We start from the raw sequence: 14966 nt of genomic DNA, 5'->3' as shown, positions 1-14966 counted from the left end.
CTTTGCATGGGGGCGCACCGCGTTCAGCTTAGCGCCTTAGGAGGCAGGTGCAGCGCTGCGCTGCACGGCTGCCAGCAAGGCCGTGGCACTGGCGCCACGGCAATCCACAACCTGTTGGGCCCCGGCGGCCCTGGCCTGTTCGGCGACCCGCGGGCTGGGCACGAACAGCGGCAGGCGCGCCAGCTGCGGCCAATCGGCGCCGGCCATCTGCTGCAAGTGTTCAAAACCCTGCCCACTGCTGACCACCAGGCCATTGAGGCGTTCCGCTTCGATGCGGCGCATCAAGGTGCCCGGCGGGTAAACCGGCAGGCAACGACGATACAGTTCCAGATAATCGACACTAGCACCTTGCTCTGCAAGACGCTCTGCCAGCAGTTCGCGACCTCCGACCCCGCGCACGATCAAGATGCGCGGCGTCGGCACGGCTATAGCCTGGCGCAGGGCTGGCAGCGCCAGCAAGGCTTCGCTGTCATCGCCGGCCGATGGAACGTTCACTGCCAGGCCCGCCGCCTGCAACACCGCCGCGGTCGCCTCGCCCACGGTGAACCAGCCTTGCCGTGGCGGCTGCAGGCCGGCCTGGGCCAGTTGTTCGAGCAATAACCTGGCGGCCGGCTTGCTGACCACGATGATCGCCTGGAAGCCCGACAGGCCTTCCAGCAATCGGCGTTGGCGGTTATCCACGGCAACCGGTTCGATCGCCAGCAACGGCAGGCAGCTACTGCCCACCCCCGCCGCCGCCAGGCTTTGCGCCAGCGCTGCGCAGTCTTCGACAGGCCGGGTCAGCAACAGGCGCCAGGGGCTCACGGGTGGCCGGCCTCGCCGTAGACTTCCTTGAGGATGGCCTCGGCGCCCTGCCCCAGCAGCTCTTCGGCAACCTGCACGCCAAGCGTCTCGGCGTGGCCACGGGGTGCGCGGGCTTCCGCCACCAGCAGGGTGCCGCCGCTGGGCTGGCCGACCAGGCCGCGCAGCCACAATTGGTCACCTTCCAGCACCGCGTAGCAGGCGATCGGCACCTGGCAGCCGCCGTTCAGGCGTTTGTTCAGGGCGCGCTCGGCCACCACCCGGTCAGCGGTATCGACGTGGTGCAGCGGTGCCAGCAATGCGTGGATCTCGCGGTCGGCGCTGCGGCATTCGATGCCCACCGCCCCCTGGCCACCCGCCGGCAGGCTGTCGTCGACGCTGATGGTGGAGGTGATGCGGTCTTCGAAGCCCAGGCGGATCAGGCCGGCAGCGGCGAGGATGATGGCGTCGTACTCACCGGCATCCAGCTTGGCCAGGCGGGTGTTGACGTTGCCGCGCAGGAACCGGATCTGCAAGTCGGGGCGGCGCGCCAGCAGCTGGGCCTGGCGGCGCAGGCTGGAGGTGCCGACGATGCTGCCGGCCGGCAGTGCTTCGAGGCTGGCAAAGCGGTTGGAGACGAAGGCATCACGCGGGTCTTCGCGCTCGCAGATGCAGTACAGGCCCAGGCCTTCGGGGAAGTCCATGGGCACGTCCTTCATCGAATGCACGGCGATGTCGGCTTCATTGTCCAGCAGGGCGGTTTCCAGTTCCTTGACGAACAGGCCCTTGCCGCCGATTTTCGCCAGGGGCGCGTCGAGCAGCTTGTCACCGCGGCTGACCATGGGCACCAGGGTCACCAGCAGACCGGGGTGGGCCTGCTCGAGGCGGGCTTTGACGTATTCGGCCTGCCACAGGGCCAAGGCACTTTTACGGGTGGCGATGCGGATTTCGCGAGTGGACATGAAACGCCCCGATCCAGAGAAATGCTGCCGATGATAACAGCATCGCCGCTACCGCTAGCAGATGTGGATCAGTCAAGGGCCTCTTCGCGGCTGAAGCCGCCCACCGGGTACAGTGCCGCTCGCCAGGGCAATGCTGAACCTGTGGGCGCGGCTTTAGCCGCGAACAAGGGCGCAGCCCTTGCCATGCGCGCGCCGTATCAGAGGGTCTGCATCATCTTGCGCACGCCGGCGACATGCCGTCGGCTGACGGTCAGGGCATCGCCTTCCAGGCCCTTCAGGTACAGCTGGAAATGCCCCAGCGGGGTGCGCTGCAGGCGTTCGATACGTTCACGGGCGACCAGTGCGTTGCGGTGGATACGCACGAAGCGTTCACCAAACTCGTCTTCCAGGGCCTTCAGCGGTTCGTCGAGCAGCACTTCGCCGGCCTCGTGGCGCAGGGTCACGTACTTGTGGTCGGCAATGAAATAGATCACCTGGGGCAAAGGGATCAGCTCGATGCCTTTGCGGGTGCGGGCACTGATGTGGCTGCGCGGGCCGCCACCTTCACTGCCCGGCCGGGTGAGCGCGGCCAACTGCGCGCGATTGGGTTTTTCGGCCTTGCGCAAGGCATCGCGCAAGGCCTGCGCCTGGAAAGGCTTGGTCACATGGCTGAGGGCACTGTCCTTGAACGCCTCGGCACCATATTCATCGTCCCCGGTGCAAAACACCACCGCCGGCGGCGCCTCGCGCTCGCACAGGCGGGCGGCGACCTGCAAGCCGTCCAGGCCTGGCATGCCGATGTCCAGCAGGACCACATCGGGCTTCAGGCTTTCGATCAGCGCCAGGGCCTCCTCGCCGTTGGTGGCGCTAGGCTCCAGCACGGTGTATCCCTCCAGCTCGCCGAGCAGGCGGCTGAGGCGCTCACGGCCTTGGGGTTCGTCATCAACGATCAGGACATTCATAATTGCGCTGGATTCCTGAATGAGTCTCGCACAGGTATAGCGTAGACAGGTATGGTTCGAGCGACACTGCGGTCAGGCTCTAGACCGGTGCGATGGCCAAAGATTCACTCGGCAGGCAGATTCACTGCCAGTCCTCTGTCCAACTGTAGACGGTCCGTGGAACACTGCCGTTCATTCCATGAAATCGTTGTGCGGCGTTTTCCCTTGCATTTCTCTCGACCAGCGCCCTGCGGCGCCCGCCACAACCCTGCTATCATCCGCGCCACTTCTTTCGTTCACGCCTGCAATGAGTGAATCCATGAGCACCGACAAGACCAATCAGTCCTGGGGCGGCCGCTTCAGTGAGCCCGTCGACGCCTTCGTCGCCCGTTTCACCGCCTCGGTCGATTTCGACAAGCGCCTGTACCGCCACGACATCATGGGTTCGATCGCCCACGCCACCATGCTGGCGCAGGTCGGCGTGCTCAGCGATGCCGAGCGTGACACCATCATCGATGGCCTGAAGACCATCCAGGGTGAGATCGAGGCCGGCACCTTCGACTGGCGCGTCGACCTCGAAGACGTGCACATGAACATCGAGGCACGCCTGACCGACCGCATCGGCATCACCGGCAAGAAGCTGCACACCGGCCGTAGCCGCAACGACCAGGTGGCCACCGACATCCGCCTGTGGCTGCGTGACGAGATCGACCTGATCCTGGCCGAGATCACCCGCCTGCAGCAGGGCCTGCTGGAGCAGGCCGAGCGTGAAGCCGAAACCATCATGCCCGGTTTCACCCACCTGCAGACGGCGCAACCGGTTACCTTCGGCCACCACCTGCTGGCCTGGTTCGAAATGCTCAGCCGCGACTACGAGCGCCTGGTCGACTGCCGCAAGCGTGCCAACCGCATGCCGTTGGGCAGTGCCGCCCTGGCCGGTACCACCTACCCGATCGACCGTGAACTGACCTGCAAGCTGCTGGGCTTCGAAGCCGTGGCCGGCAACTCGCTGGACGGCGTGTCGGACCGTGACTTCGCCATCGAATTCTGCGCAGCAGCCAGCGTGGCGATGATGCACCTGTCGCGCTTCTCCGAAGAGCTGGTGCTGTGGACCAGTGCGCAGTTCCAGTTCATCGACCTGCCAGACCGCTTCTGCACTGGCAGCTCGATCATGCCGCAGAAAAAGAACCCCGACGTGCCAGAACTGGTACGTGGCAAGAGCGGCCGTGTATTCGGCGCCCTGACCGGCCTGCTGACCCTGATGAAAGGCCAGCCGCTGGCCTACAACAAGGACAACCAGGAAGACAAGGAGCCGCTGTTCGACGCCGCCGATACCCTGCGCGACTCGCTGCGGGCTTTTGCCGACATGATTCCGGCAATCAAGCCCAAGCACGCCATCATGCGTGAAGCGGCCCTGCGCGGCTTCTCCACCGCCACCGACCTGGCCGACTACCTGGTACGCCGTGGCCTGCCGTTCCGTGACTGCCACGAGATCGTCGGGCATGCGGTGAAATATGGTGTGGACACCGGCAAGGACCTGGCCGAGATGAGCCTGGATGAACTGCGCCAGTTCAGCGGCCAGATCGAGCAGGACGTGTTTGCCGTGCTGACCCTGGAAGGCTCGGTGAATGCCCGCAACCACATTGGCGGCACCGCACCGGCGCAGGTGCGTGCGGCAGTGGCTCGCGGCAAGGCGCTGCTGGCTTCGCGTTAAGCCCTGGACTTGGGGCCGCTGTGCGGCCCATCGCGACACAAGGCCGCTGCTACAGGGGTTCGTCTACCCTCTGCAGGCGCGGCCTTGTGTCGCTACGGGCTGTGAAGCAGCTTCTGGCTTCTAGCGCTTGCCGCTACGAATCATCTCCATGAAGGCCGGCATCGCCGCCGCCTTGTCCGCCACGATCCGCGCCATGTGCGGGTTGTCGCCCATCAGCCCGAGCAACGCCTTGGCCTGGGGGAAATCTTCCAGGAAGTCGATGTTCAGCACCTTCTTGCCCACAGCACAGGCCAGGTCGACCGAGAAGCAGAACATCAGGTCGGCCAGCGTCAGTTGCTCACCCGCTACATAGGGTGCGAAGCGGCCGTTGCGCTTGAGCGTGGCAAACCCGGCCAGCAGGTCGGCACGGGCTTTTTCCTTGACCAGCGGCTCCACCGCCATGCCAAAGAACGATTCGGCGTAGCAGGTACGCGCCGGCAGCTCGATGTACAGCTCGATTTCCTTGAGCAGCTCGCGCACCTTGGCCTGCCCGAACGGGTCGGCCGGCAGCAGCGCCTTGCCGCCCTGGGTTTGCTCGATATAGTCGAGGATCACGCTGGTTTCGCTGAGGAAGCCATGTTCGGTCTGCAACACCGGTACCTTGCCTCGTGGGCTCACTTCCAGCGCCTGCGGCGCCTGGCCGCCATAGAAGGTGACCTCCTCGAAGGGCAGGCCTTTTTCCAGCAGGGCCAGCTTGACCATGTTGTAGTAGTTGCTGACCGCGAATCCGTGAAGCTTGAGCATGAGGTAACAGCCTCCAGGCCGTAAGGGGTTGGCCTGGCTTTTATAGACCGATCGCCAGCCTCTTGACCAGTGTCATGCGCCCCGTCAATGCCCGGGCATTGCCGCCGCAGGCGTGGCACACTGTGCATCCCATCACAGGAGTACCGCCATGAGCGAGCCCACCGACATCGACAATGACGACGACGAAGCCTTCGCCGAGGCGACGCTGACCCAGGCCATCGAAAACCAGATCGAAAGCGGCGAGCCGCCTGCGGCCAAGGCCACCTTCAACAAGCTGACCCTGGTCGGCTATGCGCGCGAAGACATTCTCAACCTGATGGCCCATGTGCTGGCCTTCGAGATCGACAACATGCTGGTGGAAGACCGCGCGTTCGACAGCGAGTGGTATGAAAGCGCACTGCGGGCGCTGCCGGAGTTGCCGCCTGAGATGGATCAAGGCGACGACGAATAACCCGTCTACACTCCAGGATCAGGCACCGCCACTGGTGCCGCCATCCTTGTCTGGAAGTCAGGAGTCGCCATGTCCTTCACCCCCGATCTGATCGCTGAACTGGAAGTGCTCGCGCTGTTCAAACACGACAGCAGCCAGGAAGGCATCAAGATTCACAAGAACGCCTCGCCTGCCCTGGTTGCCGCCGCGCAACGCCTGTATGAAAAGGGGCTGACCGATCAACCTGATGGCGGCTACCTGACCAGCCTGGGTCATGACGCCGTCGAAAGTGTCCAGCTGCTGCAGAACATCCTCAAGGCGCCACAGCCGGCCTGACAGATTGCCGCAATGCCTGTAGGAGCGGCCGGGGGGGGGGGGGGGGGGGGGGGGGGGCGCCCGCCCCCCCCCCCCCCCCCCCCCCCAAACAAGGCCGCTCCTACAGGCGGTCCGTATATGCCTTTAGTGTGCTACTGCCCGGCGCTTTTCCGCCAGGCGTGAGCGCCCGTACAGGAACACGATGGCCAGCAAGGCCACCGCCTGCGCCGACAGCGAGTAGGCATCGGCGTGGATCCCCAGCCAATCGAACTCGAAGAACGCCACTGGCCGTGTACCGAGCACCCCGGCCTCTTGCAGCGCCTTCACGCCATGCCCGGCGAATACCACCGACAAGGCGCACAGCAACCCGGCGTTGATACTGAAGAACAGCGACAACGGCAGTTTGGCCGAGCCCCGCAGGATCACCCAGGCCAACCCCACCAGCAACACCAGCGCCGTGGCACCACCCGCCAGCACCGCCTGGTGCCCGCCTGGGCCTGCCTGCAGCCACAGGGTCTCGTAGAACAGGATCACTTCGAACAGTTCGCGGTACACCGAGAAGAACGCCAGCACGGCGAAGCCGAAACGCCCGCCGCCACTGACCAGGCTGCTCTTGATGTAGTCCTGCCAGGCGGCGGCGTGGCGGCGATCGTGCATCCACACACCAAGCCACAGCACCATCACCGCGGCGAACAGCGCCGTACAGCCTTCCAGCAGCTCACGCTGGGCGCCACCCACGTCGATCACATAGGCCGCCAAGGCCCAGGTGGCGAAGCCGGCCACCAGCGCCAGGCCCCAGCCCAGGTTGACGCTGCGCACCGCCGACTGCTGGCCGGTGTTGCGCAGGAAGGCCAGGATCGCCGCCAGTACCAGGATCGCCTCGAGGCCTTCGCGAAGCAGGATCAGCAAACCGGAAACAAAGCTCAACGACCAGCTCAAGCCATTGCTGCCCAGCAGCTTGGCGGCTTGCTCGAGCTTGGCCTTGGCTTCGCCCAGGCGTTGCTCGGCCTGGGCGACGGGCAAGCCGTCCTGCAGTGACTGGCGGTAGGCCATCAGGGATTTTTCGGTGTCCTTGCGCGCCAGGGTGTCGATGTTGTCCAGTGAGCTTTCCACCAGTTCGAAGCCTTCCAGGTAGGCCGCCACCGACAGGTCATAGGCCTGGTCATGGTCGCCTGCGCGGTAGGCTGCCAGGCTCTTGTCCAAGGTACTGGCGGTGTACTCGAGCAATTGCGCCGGGCCACGCTTGACCTGGGGTGGTTGCGCGCGCTGGGCGCGGAACGCCTCGACGACGGCATTGCCCTCTTTGGCGGCGACTTCGGCCGGGGTCTGGCGGGCCAGGTCGGCAATGTTCCAGGTCTTGTCGCCTTTGCCGGCTTCCGGCTTGGCGGTGAAGCTGGCGATATAGGCGGCCACGTCCCAGCGCTGGCGATCATCCAGCTGGTCGGCGAAGGACGGCATCTCGGTACCGTCGATACCCAGGGCCAAGGTGTTGTAGAGGTCGAACAAACTCAACTGGTCGAGGCGCGCGACATCGCGCAGGTTGGCGGGTGCCGGCTCCAGGCCCACGCCAGCCGGGCCGTCGCCGGCACCGGTGTCGCCGTGGCAGATCGAGCAGTTTTGCGCATACAACGCCGCGCCACGGGCCGGGTCCGGGGTGATCACCGGGGCCTGGCTGACCTCGTAGGCCACCGCCAGACGTGCGCCCAGCTGACGGGCCTGCTTGGCTACCGCTGCACCATCCTGGCGTTGGTCGATGGCTTGGCGCAGCGCCTGCACGCCCTGCTCCAGGGCCGCTTGCTCAGCATGCGCCGGCAGGCCTTTGACCAGGTCGGCCAGCACCGCACTGAATTCCTGCTGCTCGCGGTATTCGCCATTGTCGATCACCTTGCCGTCGTGCACGGTCGGTGGGTAGTCGGCACCAATGTAGTCGAGCAAGTGCAGCGCCTTGGTAGCCTCAGCGGGGGCTTCGGCCAGCGCCAGGCTACTGCACAGCGCCAGCACCGGGCCCAGCACCAATGCAGGCAGCCAGGCAAGCAGACGGGAACGGGTATTCATGGCCAGTCTCGAGGGGAATGCGAAAGAGAACATTGTTCACTTCCACTTTGCTTCTCTCAAGGGTTCTGGGCGGATTTCATGAAAAATCTTGCTACAAATCAGACGAAGTGGGAGGTATGAGGGCTGGGCAATGCCGGTGCCTGGGGAGAGATTGGGTGGGGGCTGACAGGCGCTGAAAATGCCAAGGCAGGCACCTGTCAGCCCTCCCTCAATCTCCCGTCAAACACCCCGTAACTTCACTGCTTCCCAGCCTCCTTCCACCCCCCACCCAACGCCAGGAACACACCAATCTGACCCAACGCCACCTGGCTATTGGCCGCCGCCAACTGCGAGCGCATGTCGGTATAAGTCCGCGTTGCCTGCAAGTCCGCCAGGAACGATTCACGCCCCGCTTGGTAATAGCGGTGGGTCTGGTCGGCAGCGTCCTTGGCCGACTGCTCCGCCTCGGCCAGCGCATCGCGCCGATCCAGCAAGGCACTGTACTGCGCCAGGCGGGTCTGGGTTTCGCGGATGGCGTTCAGCACCACTCCATCGAAGTTCGCCAAGGCCGCCTGGGCCGAGGCTTCGGCCATGCGGATGCGCGCACGGGTGCCGTTGGTGGGAATGGTCCAGCTGACCTGCGGGCCAAAACCCCAGCGGTTGGCCGAGGGCTCGCCAAGGTTTTCAAGCAGGCCGATGGTGCCGACCTGGGCGCCGATGCTGATATCCGGGTACAGCGCACCGGTAGCGACACCGATGTTGGCAGTGGCCGCAGCCAACTGGCGTTCGGCCTGGCGTACGTCGGGGCGACGCTTGAGCAGGGCGGCGCCATCGCCGACGGGCAGCAGCTGGCTCAGGTGCGGCAGTTCGGCACAATCGGCAGTGCCGGCGGGCAGTTGCTCCACCGGCTTGGCCATCAAGGCCGCCAGGGTGTACAGGCCGGCCTCGCGCTCGGCCTTGAAGCGTGGCAGCTCCGCGCGCAAGGACTTGAACTGGGTCTGCGAGCGGGTGACCTGGGTTTCATCGCCACGGCCGGCATCACGCAAGCGCTGGGTGAGCTTGACGCTTTGTTCCTGCAGGTCGAGCGACTCGCGGGCGATATGGTATTCCTCGTTGGCCGAGCAAACCTGGGTATAGGCCTTGACCACGTCTGCCACCAAGGTGATGCGGGCGGTATCGGCAGCGGCCTGCACAGCATCGGCATTGGCCTTGGCGGCCTCGGTGCCGCGCTTGAAGGTACCCCACAGGTCGAACTGGTACGAGGCGCTGATGATCGCCTCACCAATATTCGCCACCGGTACTTTCTCGGGCAGCAGGAAGGCTTCGCCAGACTCCTGCAGGCGCTGGGCACCCAGTTTGACGCCGCCGTTGAAGCCGCCTTGCGACTCGGCCACTTCGACCTGCGCACGGGCCTTGGCGATGTTGGCAGCGGCCACGCGCAGTTCGCTGTTGGCACTCAGGGCCTGGCGCACCAGCTCGTTCAACCGCGGGTCCTGATACAACTGCCACCAGTCCTCAGGCACCGGCGCCGACACCACGCTGTCAGCATCCTGGCGCAACGGGCCATTGAGGTCGCTGCGCTGCACCGCGGCATCCTTCGGTACCTGGTAGTCGGGGCCAACCATCATGCAGGCGCCCAACGACAGGCACAGGCCAGCCAACATCAGCTGTTTCATGGCCGCTGGCCCTCGATGATCGACACCGTGGCGGTTCGCCCGGCGATCATGCGGAAGTCCTCTGGTACCTCGTCGAAGGCGATGCGTACCGGAATACGCTGGGCCAGGCGCACCCAGCTGAACGCTGGGTTGACGTTGGGCAGCAGGTTGGCCCCGCTGCTGCGGTCGCGGTCTTCGATACCGGCAGCAAAGCTCTGCACATGGCCGCTCAGGCGGGTATTGTCGCCCATGACGCGGATATCCACGGCATCGCCGATGTGGATGCCGCCCAGCTTGGTTTCTTCGAAGTAACCGTCGACGTGGTACGAGGCACTATCGACCACCGACAACACCGGCCGGCCAGCAGTGACAAATTCATGGTTACGTGGCGCACGGTCGTTGAGGTAGCCGTCCACCGGGCTGCGCACCACCGAACGGTCGAGGTTGAGCTGGGCGCTGTCGACTGCCACTTGCGCCTCGCTGACCGCCGAGCGGGCACGGGCTTCGCGAGACTGGCTCTCTTCCAGCTGCTCGGCCGCGACCAGATTGCCCAGCTTGCGGTTGCGCTGCGCCTCGCGGGTAGCCTGGGCCAGGGTTTCCTGGCGCTCGGCCAGGGTCGCCTTGGCCTGGCGCAGGGCCAGGGTGAAGCGGTCCTGATCGATGGTGAACAGCACATCGCCACGCTTGACGGTCTGGTTGTCGCGCACCTCGACCTTCTGGATCAGCCCGGAAACGTCCGGGGCGATCTGGATCACGTCGGCGCGGATGTGGCCGTCGCGGGTCCACGGGGCGAACATGTAGTACACCACCATCTGCCACACGAGCACAGCGGCGAAGATCACTACCAGCAAGGTCAGGACCACACGGCCCAGGGTCAGCAAAGGTTTTTTCATGGCAGCATCAGGTTTCGGCAAAAGTGGTCCACCGCGCCAAGCAGCACGGCATACAAGGCAACGTTGAACAATGCCCGGTGCCAGACCAGGCGGTAGAAATGCACGCGCACCAGCACCGCGTGCACCCCGAGGAACAGCAGGTAGGTGCCAAACATCATCACCAGCAGCGTGGGCAGGAATACCCCGCTGATATCCAGTTCACCAATCACAGGGGCGCTCCGTCGAGTCCGGGGGGCAATTGCGGCTGTTCGGCGGGTTCGAGCATCACCTCGACACCCGGCAGCAGCGCCAGGCGCAGGCCGCTCAAGGCGTGCAGCAGGTGGGTGCGGGCATCGCCGCGCTCGTACAGCTCATCGAGGTTCAGCGCCAGGCGCGCGCGCTCCATGTTGCGCAGCAACGCGGCGGGCGCATGCAGGCGCTCACCAGCGCGCAGGCAGGCGGCGTAATGCGCGCCAACTTCCTCGATCACGGTGCCCAGGCGCTCACGGGCCTGCTGGCCGGCACGCGGCATGTAGGCCAGCAAGTCCAGCAGGTTAAGCCCTACGCGCAGGTCACGCAGCGCCACGCCGCTATCCTGGCCAGTCTGCGACAGGCGCGGCAGGTGCTGCATCAGGCGGTCGAGCATCTGCACACCCACGTGGCGGTGTTCGGCAAGGGTGGCCGGCTCGGTCATCTCGACGATGTCGCGCCAGGCGAAGCGGGTCATGCGCTTGGCCGCCAACTCCACGCCGAAGGGGCGCATCACCAGGGTCCAGATGAAGGCGAACAGCAAGCCGACGGGGCCGGCCAGGTTGGAGTTGAGGAAGGTGAAGAAATCCGCGTCGTAGGCACCCTGGATGCTGATGAAGGTCGAGGTGTTGACGATGGTCAGCAAGGTGCCAAGGTAGAAGCGCGGTTGCACGGTCAGGGTGCCGACGCAGATGAACGGCACGGCAAAGGCCAGCACCAGCATGGGGAAGTCGTGCAGGTTGGGCAGCACCAGGAACAGGTACAGGCTGGAGAAGATCACCGACATCAGCGTCCAGAAGAAGAATCTGTAGATCTGCGGCGCCGGGTCGTCCATGGCGGCGAAAAAGCTGCACGATACGGCAGCGAGAATCACCGCGCTGGCCCCGTCGTTCCAGCCCAGGCCGATCCACAGGCCGCAGGCGACAACGATGGCCAGCACGGTCGAGGCTACCGAATACAGCATCAACCCGCGATCGAAGAATGCTGTCAGGCGGCCCAGCCGCCAGTGGCGGTACACCGCGCGCCAGGGTTTGGCATCGTCGCTGCGCAAGGCGTGCTGCAGGCTGCAGCAGTCCTGCCAGAGGTCGGCCCATTCCGTCAGGCGATACAGGGCGTTGGACAGCAGCAGCTCGGCACGTTGGTCAAGGGCTGCGGCGCCAGGCTGCAGGCGCTCGATCTGCTCGTGCAGGGCGGCCCAGCGGGCGGGCGAAGCGCTGTCGGCGGTGCCCTTGAGCCATTCGCGGGCGGCCTCCAGCAGCGGTCGCATCTGGGCGAATTTCTCCGGAGCACGGCCTTCGAGGGCGACCAGGGCGTCGTCGAGGGCGTCGATCACCGGCAGCAGGTGGATCATGCGCCCGCGCAATTCGCGAGCATTCTTCAGGGTGTGCGGGCCGGCACCTTCATGGCCGAGCTGGCCGATCATCAGTTCCAGCGAGTTGAAGGTGGTGACCATCGTGCCGCGCAGGCCACCCACCTGGTCGGCGCTGGCTTGGCGGGCGAGGTAGGTATCGCTGTAACGGATCGCCTCGCTGAACCAGGTAGTGGTGGCACCGACCACCACTGGCGCCAGCCGACGCGGCCAGAAGATGGCCCCGACCACTGCCGCGCAGACGATACCCAGGCAGATTTCCTGGGCACGGGAAGACGCCACGTCGAACACGGCCAATGGGTTGTCGACCACCGCCAGGGCGATCATCGGCAGGGTGTAGCCCGCCAGCATCAGCACGTAGTTGTTGGCGGTGCGCAGATTCAGCGAAAGGAACAGCAAGGTGCCGGTCCACAAGGCGATGGCGATACTCAGCAGCAATGGCGACTGTACCAGCGGCGGCACCAGGAAGATCGCGCCACCGGCACCAAGCAGCGTGCCCAGGGCACGGTACAGGGCCTTGGAGCTGGTCGGCCCGAGGAAGGGGCTGGAGACGATGTACACCGTGGCCATGGCCCAATAGGGGCGCGGCAGCTGCATGAGCAAGGCGATGTACAAGGCGATCATGGAGGCGGCGAAGGTACGCACGCCATAGAACCAGTCGCGCGCCGGTGGCACCGAGCTGAAGAAGCCGTTCATGCGGCCTCGCCTGTGCTGCCCAGGCCAGCCGCTTCGAAGGCACGCAACACGCGCAAGGCGGCCTCCAGGTCGGCTTGGTCGATATGCTGCAGCACCTCACGGCGCAGGCGCACCAGTTCGGCTTCGATGGACTCGGCCAGGGCGCGGCCTTCGGCGGTCAGGCTCAGGCCCTTTGCACGGCGGTCCAGCGGGTCTTCGCTGCGGCACACCAGGCCAGCCTTGCACAACTGGTCGAGCAGGCGCACCAACGACGGGCTTTCCAGGCCCGCAGCCTGGGCCACGGCAACCTGGTGCACGCCGTCGCCCAGGCGCACGATCATCAACAAGGGCGTGGCGCAGGCCTCGGAGATGCCATAACCGGTCAGGGCGGTATGGCAGATGCGCCGCCAATGCCGGGCGGCAACCACCATGCCGCTGCTGACTTGCAGGCGCAGGAGATCAAGGGACATTGAAGAAACCAAGGATATTCATAGTTTGCTAACTATCAATATACGCTTGGCCCTCCCCCTGTCGTCAACCAGTGGTGACGGATAGCCTGGGTGAAATGTTGTTCATGCTTTTTGTCAGTACCGGCCTGAGCAGAACCACTCAGGGCTGGATCTGGTCTTCCAGCTTCATGGTCAGGGCCAAGGTGCTGCCCATCTGTACCGCCCGGTCGCGCCACTCCTGGTACCGCACCTCGTCACGGCTGCTGAAGTGCACTGCCAGCTCCTCGGCAGCCTGCACCACGCCCGCCGCTGCCGCCAGCTCCAGCCAGTACAGCGCCGCCTTGATATCGGCTTCCACGTACAGCCCGTGCATCAACCGGTATCCCACCTCGAAACGGCAACGTGCCTCGCCCCGCTCGGCACCCCGCAGGAACCACTGGTAGGCCTGCACCAGGTCGACCTGCCACAGCAGCTCGCCGTCGCACACCTCTTCCTCGTACAGGTCGCCCAACGCGGCGGCGGCGTGCAGCAGGCCGCGCTCGAAGGCCTGGCGATAGCACTCCGCCGCCTGCACATAGGAGGGCTCGATGCCTTTGCCGAAATAATGCTGCTGGCCAAGGTTGAACCAGGCCGCAGCACTGCCCTGCAGGGCGGCCATGCGCAACAGGTGGCCGGCCAGCACGGTATCGGCACGCCAGTACTTGCCGTTGAGCCAGATCCAGCCGAGGTCATTGAGCGCCGCCACGTTGCCTTGCAGCGCCTGGCGGCGCAGGTCGGCATATACCGCCTGCACGTCGCTGGCCTCGTCCAGGCGGCTGATCAGTAGCGAGCGCTGGCTGGGCAGCCCTACTCCGGCAAACAACCGCTGTCGCCTCCCGACAGCAATCGGTGGGGCGATGACCCGCTCGGGCAGGAGACGGGCAAGCAGCGAATGGATATTGCTGGCAGCAGACATGTTCATCCTCATTGAACGACGCACAACCCCAACCTTCGGCTGTGATGAGGCGTGATTCTGCGTGACGACACGTCAAAACCTGTCGCGAACGAATCGGCACCTGGCAACCAAATGCGACTTCCTTGATCTGAGCAGGCTGTGGCCAATTGCCATGCCCCACGCCTGCCGCCATCCTATTGCGGCAAGCCTAGACAAGGACGTTACCTTTTGCCGTTCGCCACTACCCGCGCCACCCTCAGCCGTCAGTGGGCGCTGCTGCGCCAGCTGCCCAGCCGCTCTCCAGGCATCACCAGCGCCGAGCTGGTCTGGCGCCTGCGTGACGTGGGCTTCACTGTCAGCAAACGTACTGTCGAACGCGACCTCAATGAGCTGTCGCTGATATTCCCGCTGGAGCGCAATGACAAGAGCATCCCGTTTGGCTGGCACTGGTCGGCGAGCGCCGTGGGCGAATTGCGCGGCAATTTCGATTTGCTGACGCACCTGCGCGGCGACGCGTTGCAACCGGCACGGGGTGAGGGGGTCGAGTTGGTGGCACGCATCAGCGATGCACTGGCGCGGCAATTGCGCGATGCGCCGCTGAGTAGCGACATGCAACTGACGGCGCTGGAACACGGGCACCGGATGCGGGCCACGGTGAGTGATGGCTGGCCGCTGCGCTGGTGGCTGTTGAGCCATGGCGATGGGGTGGTGGTCGAGCAGCCTACCGGCTTGCGGGAGGAGATTGGCAGGATACTCAGCAATGCGGCTGCGCAGTACCAGAATTCATAGCCTGTACCGGCCTCTCGCGGCTGAACCCGCGAAGGG

The 14966-nt window shown here is 65.1% G+C and carries 15 protein-coding genes; 4 read left to right on the top strand and 11 right to left on the bottom strand.

Annotation, left to right across the window (positions count from 1 at the left end):
* Positions 1-36 precede the first annotated feature (36 nt).
* From ACJA3S_RS00800 to ACJA3S_RS00790, 3 genes are all read right to left on the bottom strand, one after another.
* On the bottom strand, positions 37-804 hold the full coding sequence (locus ACJA3S_RS00800) for a uroporphyrinogen-III synthase (RefSeq protein WP_406820553.1): 768 nt from the start codon (positions 802-804) through the stop codon (positions 37-39).
* The gene (hemC, locus tag ACJA3S_RS00795; RefSeq protein WP_406820552.1) at positions 801-1742 is read right to left on the bottom strand and encodes a hydroxymethylbilane synthase; all 942 of its coding nucleotides are present in this window, start codon (positions 1740-1742) and stop codon (positions 801-803) included. The genes ACJA3S_RS00800 and hemC overlap by 4 nt, the downstream gene beginning before the upstream one ends.
* A 197-nt stretch (positions 1743-1939) precedes the next feature.
* Positions 1940-2683 carry a LytTR family DNA-binding domain-containing protein gene (locus ACJA3S_RS00790; RefSeq protein ID WP_170027743.1) on the bottom strand — a complete coding sequence of 248 codons (744 nt, stop codon included), beginning with the start codon at positions 2681-2683 and terminating at the stop codon, positions 1940-1942.
* Positions 2684-2981: 298 nt separating this feature from the next.
* Between ACJA3S_RS00790 and argH the strand changes: the two genes are divergently transcribed.
* Positions 2982-4376, top strand: a complete 1395-nt coding sequence (argH, locus tag ACJA3S_RS00785) for an argininosuccinate lyase (RefSeq protein ID WP_406820551.1) — start codon at positions 2982-2984, stop codon at positions 4374-4376.
* A 120-nt stretch (positions 4377-4496) separates the two neighbouring features.
* Here argH and ACJA3S_RS00780 read toward each other — a convergent pair whose 3' ends face one another.
* Positions 4497-5159 carry a glutathione S-transferase gene (locus tag ACJA3S_RS00780; RefSeq protein ID WP_406820550.1) on the bottom strand — a complete coding sequence of 221 codons (663 nt, stop codon included), beginning with the start codon at positions 5157-5159 and terminating at the stop codon, positions 4497-4499.
* Between the two features lie 148 nt (positions 5160-5307).
* Between ACJA3S_RS00780 and ACJA3S_RS00775 the strand changes: the two genes are divergently transcribed.
* Both ACJA3S_RS00775 and ACJA3S_RS00770 read left to right on the top strand, forming a co-directional pair.
* A complete protein-coding gene (locus tag ACJA3S_RS00775) occupies positions 5308-5610 on the top strand; it encodes a hypothetical protein (protein ID WP_186687761.1) in 303 nt (100 codons plus the stop codon).
* Between the two features lie 69 nt (positions 5611-5679).
* Positions 5680-5925: a TIGR02647 family protein gene (locus tag ACJA3S_RS00770; RefSeq protein WP_289131597.1), complete on the top strand. Its 246-nt coding sequence runs from the start codon at positions 5680-5682 to the stop codon at positions 5923-5925.
* A 123-nt stretch (positions 5926-6048) separates the two neighbouring features.
* On the opposite strand, the gene ACJA3S_RS00765 is transcribed toward ACJA3S_RS00770, so the two are convergent.
* From ACJA3S_RS00765 to ACJA3S_RS00735, 7 genes are all read right to left on the bottom strand, one after another.
* Complete coding sequence (locus ACJA3S_RS00765) at positions 6049-7992, bottom strand: FTR1 family protein (RefSeq protein ID WP_406820549.1); 1944 nt, start codon at positions 7990-7992, stop codon at positions 6049-6051.
* 203 nt (positions 7993-8195) lie between these two features.
* On the bottom strand, positions 8196-9614 hold the full coding sequence (locus tag ACJA3S_RS00760; RefSeq protein WP_406820548.1) for an efflux transporter outer membrane subunit: 1419 nt from the start codon (positions 9612-9614) through the stop codon (positions 8196-8198).
* On the bottom strand, positions 9611-10486 hold the full coding sequence (locus ACJA3S_RS00755) for an efflux RND transporter periplasmic adaptor subunit (RefSeq protein ID WP_406820547.1): 876 nt from the start codon (positions 10484-10486) through the stop codon (positions 9611-9613). Before ACJA3S_RS00755 ends, ACJA3S_RS00760 begins: the two co-directional genes overlap by 4 nt.
* Positions 10483-10695, bottom strand: a complete 213-nt coding sequence (locus ACJA3S_RS00750; protein ID WP_114169105.1) for a DUF1656 domain-containing protein — start codon at positions 10693-10695, stop codon at positions 10483-10485. Before ACJA3S_RS00750 ends, ACJA3S_RS00755 begins: the two co-directional genes overlap by 4 nt.
* Positions 10692-12779, bottom strand: a complete 2088-nt coding sequence (locus ACJA3S_RS00745; protein ID WP_170027736.1) for an FUSC family protein — start codon at positions 12777-12779, stop codon at positions 10692-10694. The genes ACJA3S_RS00750 and ACJA3S_RS00745 overlap by 4 nt, the downstream gene beginning before the upstream one ends.
* Positions 12776-13228 (bottom strand): MarR family winged helix-turn-helix transcriptional regulator, encoded by a 453-nt coding sequence (locus ACJA3S_RS00740; protein ID WP_186687775.1) that lies wholly within the window; start codon positions 13226-13228, stop codon positions 12776-12778. Before ACJA3S_RS00740 ends, ACJA3S_RS00745 begins: the two co-directional genes overlap by 4 nt.
* A gap of 139 nt (positions 13229-13367) precedes the next feature.
* The gene (locus tag ACJA3S_RS00735) at positions 13368-14162 is read right to left on the bottom strand and encodes a tetratricopeptide repeat protein (protein WP_170027734.1); all 795 of its coding nucleotides are present in this window, start codon (positions 14160-14162) and stop codon (positions 13368-13370) included.
* A 207-nt stretch (positions 14163-14369) separates the two neighbouring features.
* On the opposite strand from ACJA3S_RS00735, the gene ACJA3S_RS00730 reads away from it, so the two are divergent.
* The gene (locus ACJA3S_RS00730; protein ID WP_186674864.1) at positions 14370-14930 is read left to right on the top strand and encodes a WYL domain-containing protein; all 561 of its coding nucleotides are present in this window, start codon (positions 14370-14372) and stop codon (positions 14928-14930) included.
* Positions 14931-14966: the final 36 nt, after the last annotated feature.

The sequence above is a fragment of the Pseudomonas sp. KnCO4 genome, from assembly GCF_045344305.1.
GTDB classification, from domain to species: Bacteria; Pseudomonadota; Gammaproteobacteria; order Pseudomonadales; family Pseudomonadaceae; genus Aquipseudomonas; species Aquipseudomonas anuradhapurensis.
Note: the sequence above shows the minus strand (reverse complement) of the source record. Positions and strands in the feature narration are given on the sequence as shown.

Bases quoted from the DNA above. Each gene is read 5' to 3' on its own strand.
- ACJA3S_RS00755 (WP_406820547.1), bottom strand. From the start codon at position 10,486: ATGAAAAAACCTTTGCTGACCCTGGGCCGTGTGGTCCTGACCTTGCTG.
- ACJA3S_RS00735 (WP_170027734.1), bottom strand. From the start codon at position 14,162: ATGTCTGCTGCCAGCAATATCCATTCGCTGCTTGCCCGTCTCCTGCCC.
- ACJA3S_RS00780 (WP_406820550.1), bottom strand. From the start codon at position 5,159: ATGCTCAAGCTTCACGGATTCGCGGTCAGCAACTACTACAACATGGTC.
- ACJA3S_RS00760 (WP_406820548.1), bottom strand. From the start codon at position 9,614: ATGAAACAGCTGATGTTGGCTGGCCTGTGCCTGTCGTTGGGCGCCTGC.
- ACJA3S_RS00765 (WP_406820549.1), bottom strand. From the start codon at position 7,992: ATGTTCTCTTTCGCATTCCCCTCGAGACTGGCCATGAATACCCGTTCC.
- ACJA3S_RS00790 (WP_170027743.1), bottom strand. From the start codon at position 2,683: ATGAATGTCCTGATCGTTGATGACGAACCCCAAGGCCGTGAGCGCCTC.
- ACJA3S_RS00775 (WP_186687761.1), top strand. From the start codon at position 5,308: ATGAGCGAGCCCACCGACATCGACAATGACGACGACGAAGCCTTCGCC.
- ACJA3S_RS00745 (WP_170027736.1), bottom strand. From the start codon at position 12,779: ATGAACGGCTTCTTCAGCTCGGTGCCACCGGCGCGCGACTGGTTCTAT.
- hemC (WP_406820552.1), bottom strand. From the start codon at position 1,742: ATGTCCACTCGCGAAATCCGCATCGCCACCCGTAAAAGTGCCTTGGCC.
- argH (WP_406820551.1), top strand. From the start codon at position 2,982: ATGAGCACCGACAAGACCAATCAGTCCTGGGGCGGCCGCTTCAGTGAG.
- ACJA3S_RS00740 (WP_186687775.1), bottom strand. From the start codon at position 13,228: ATGTCCCTTGATCTCCTGCGCCTGCAAGTCAGCAGCGGCATGGTGGTT.
- ACJA3S_RS00770 (WP_289131597.1), top strand. From the start codon at position 5,680: ATGTCCTTCACCCCCGATCTGATCGCTGAACTGGAAGTGCTCGCGCTG.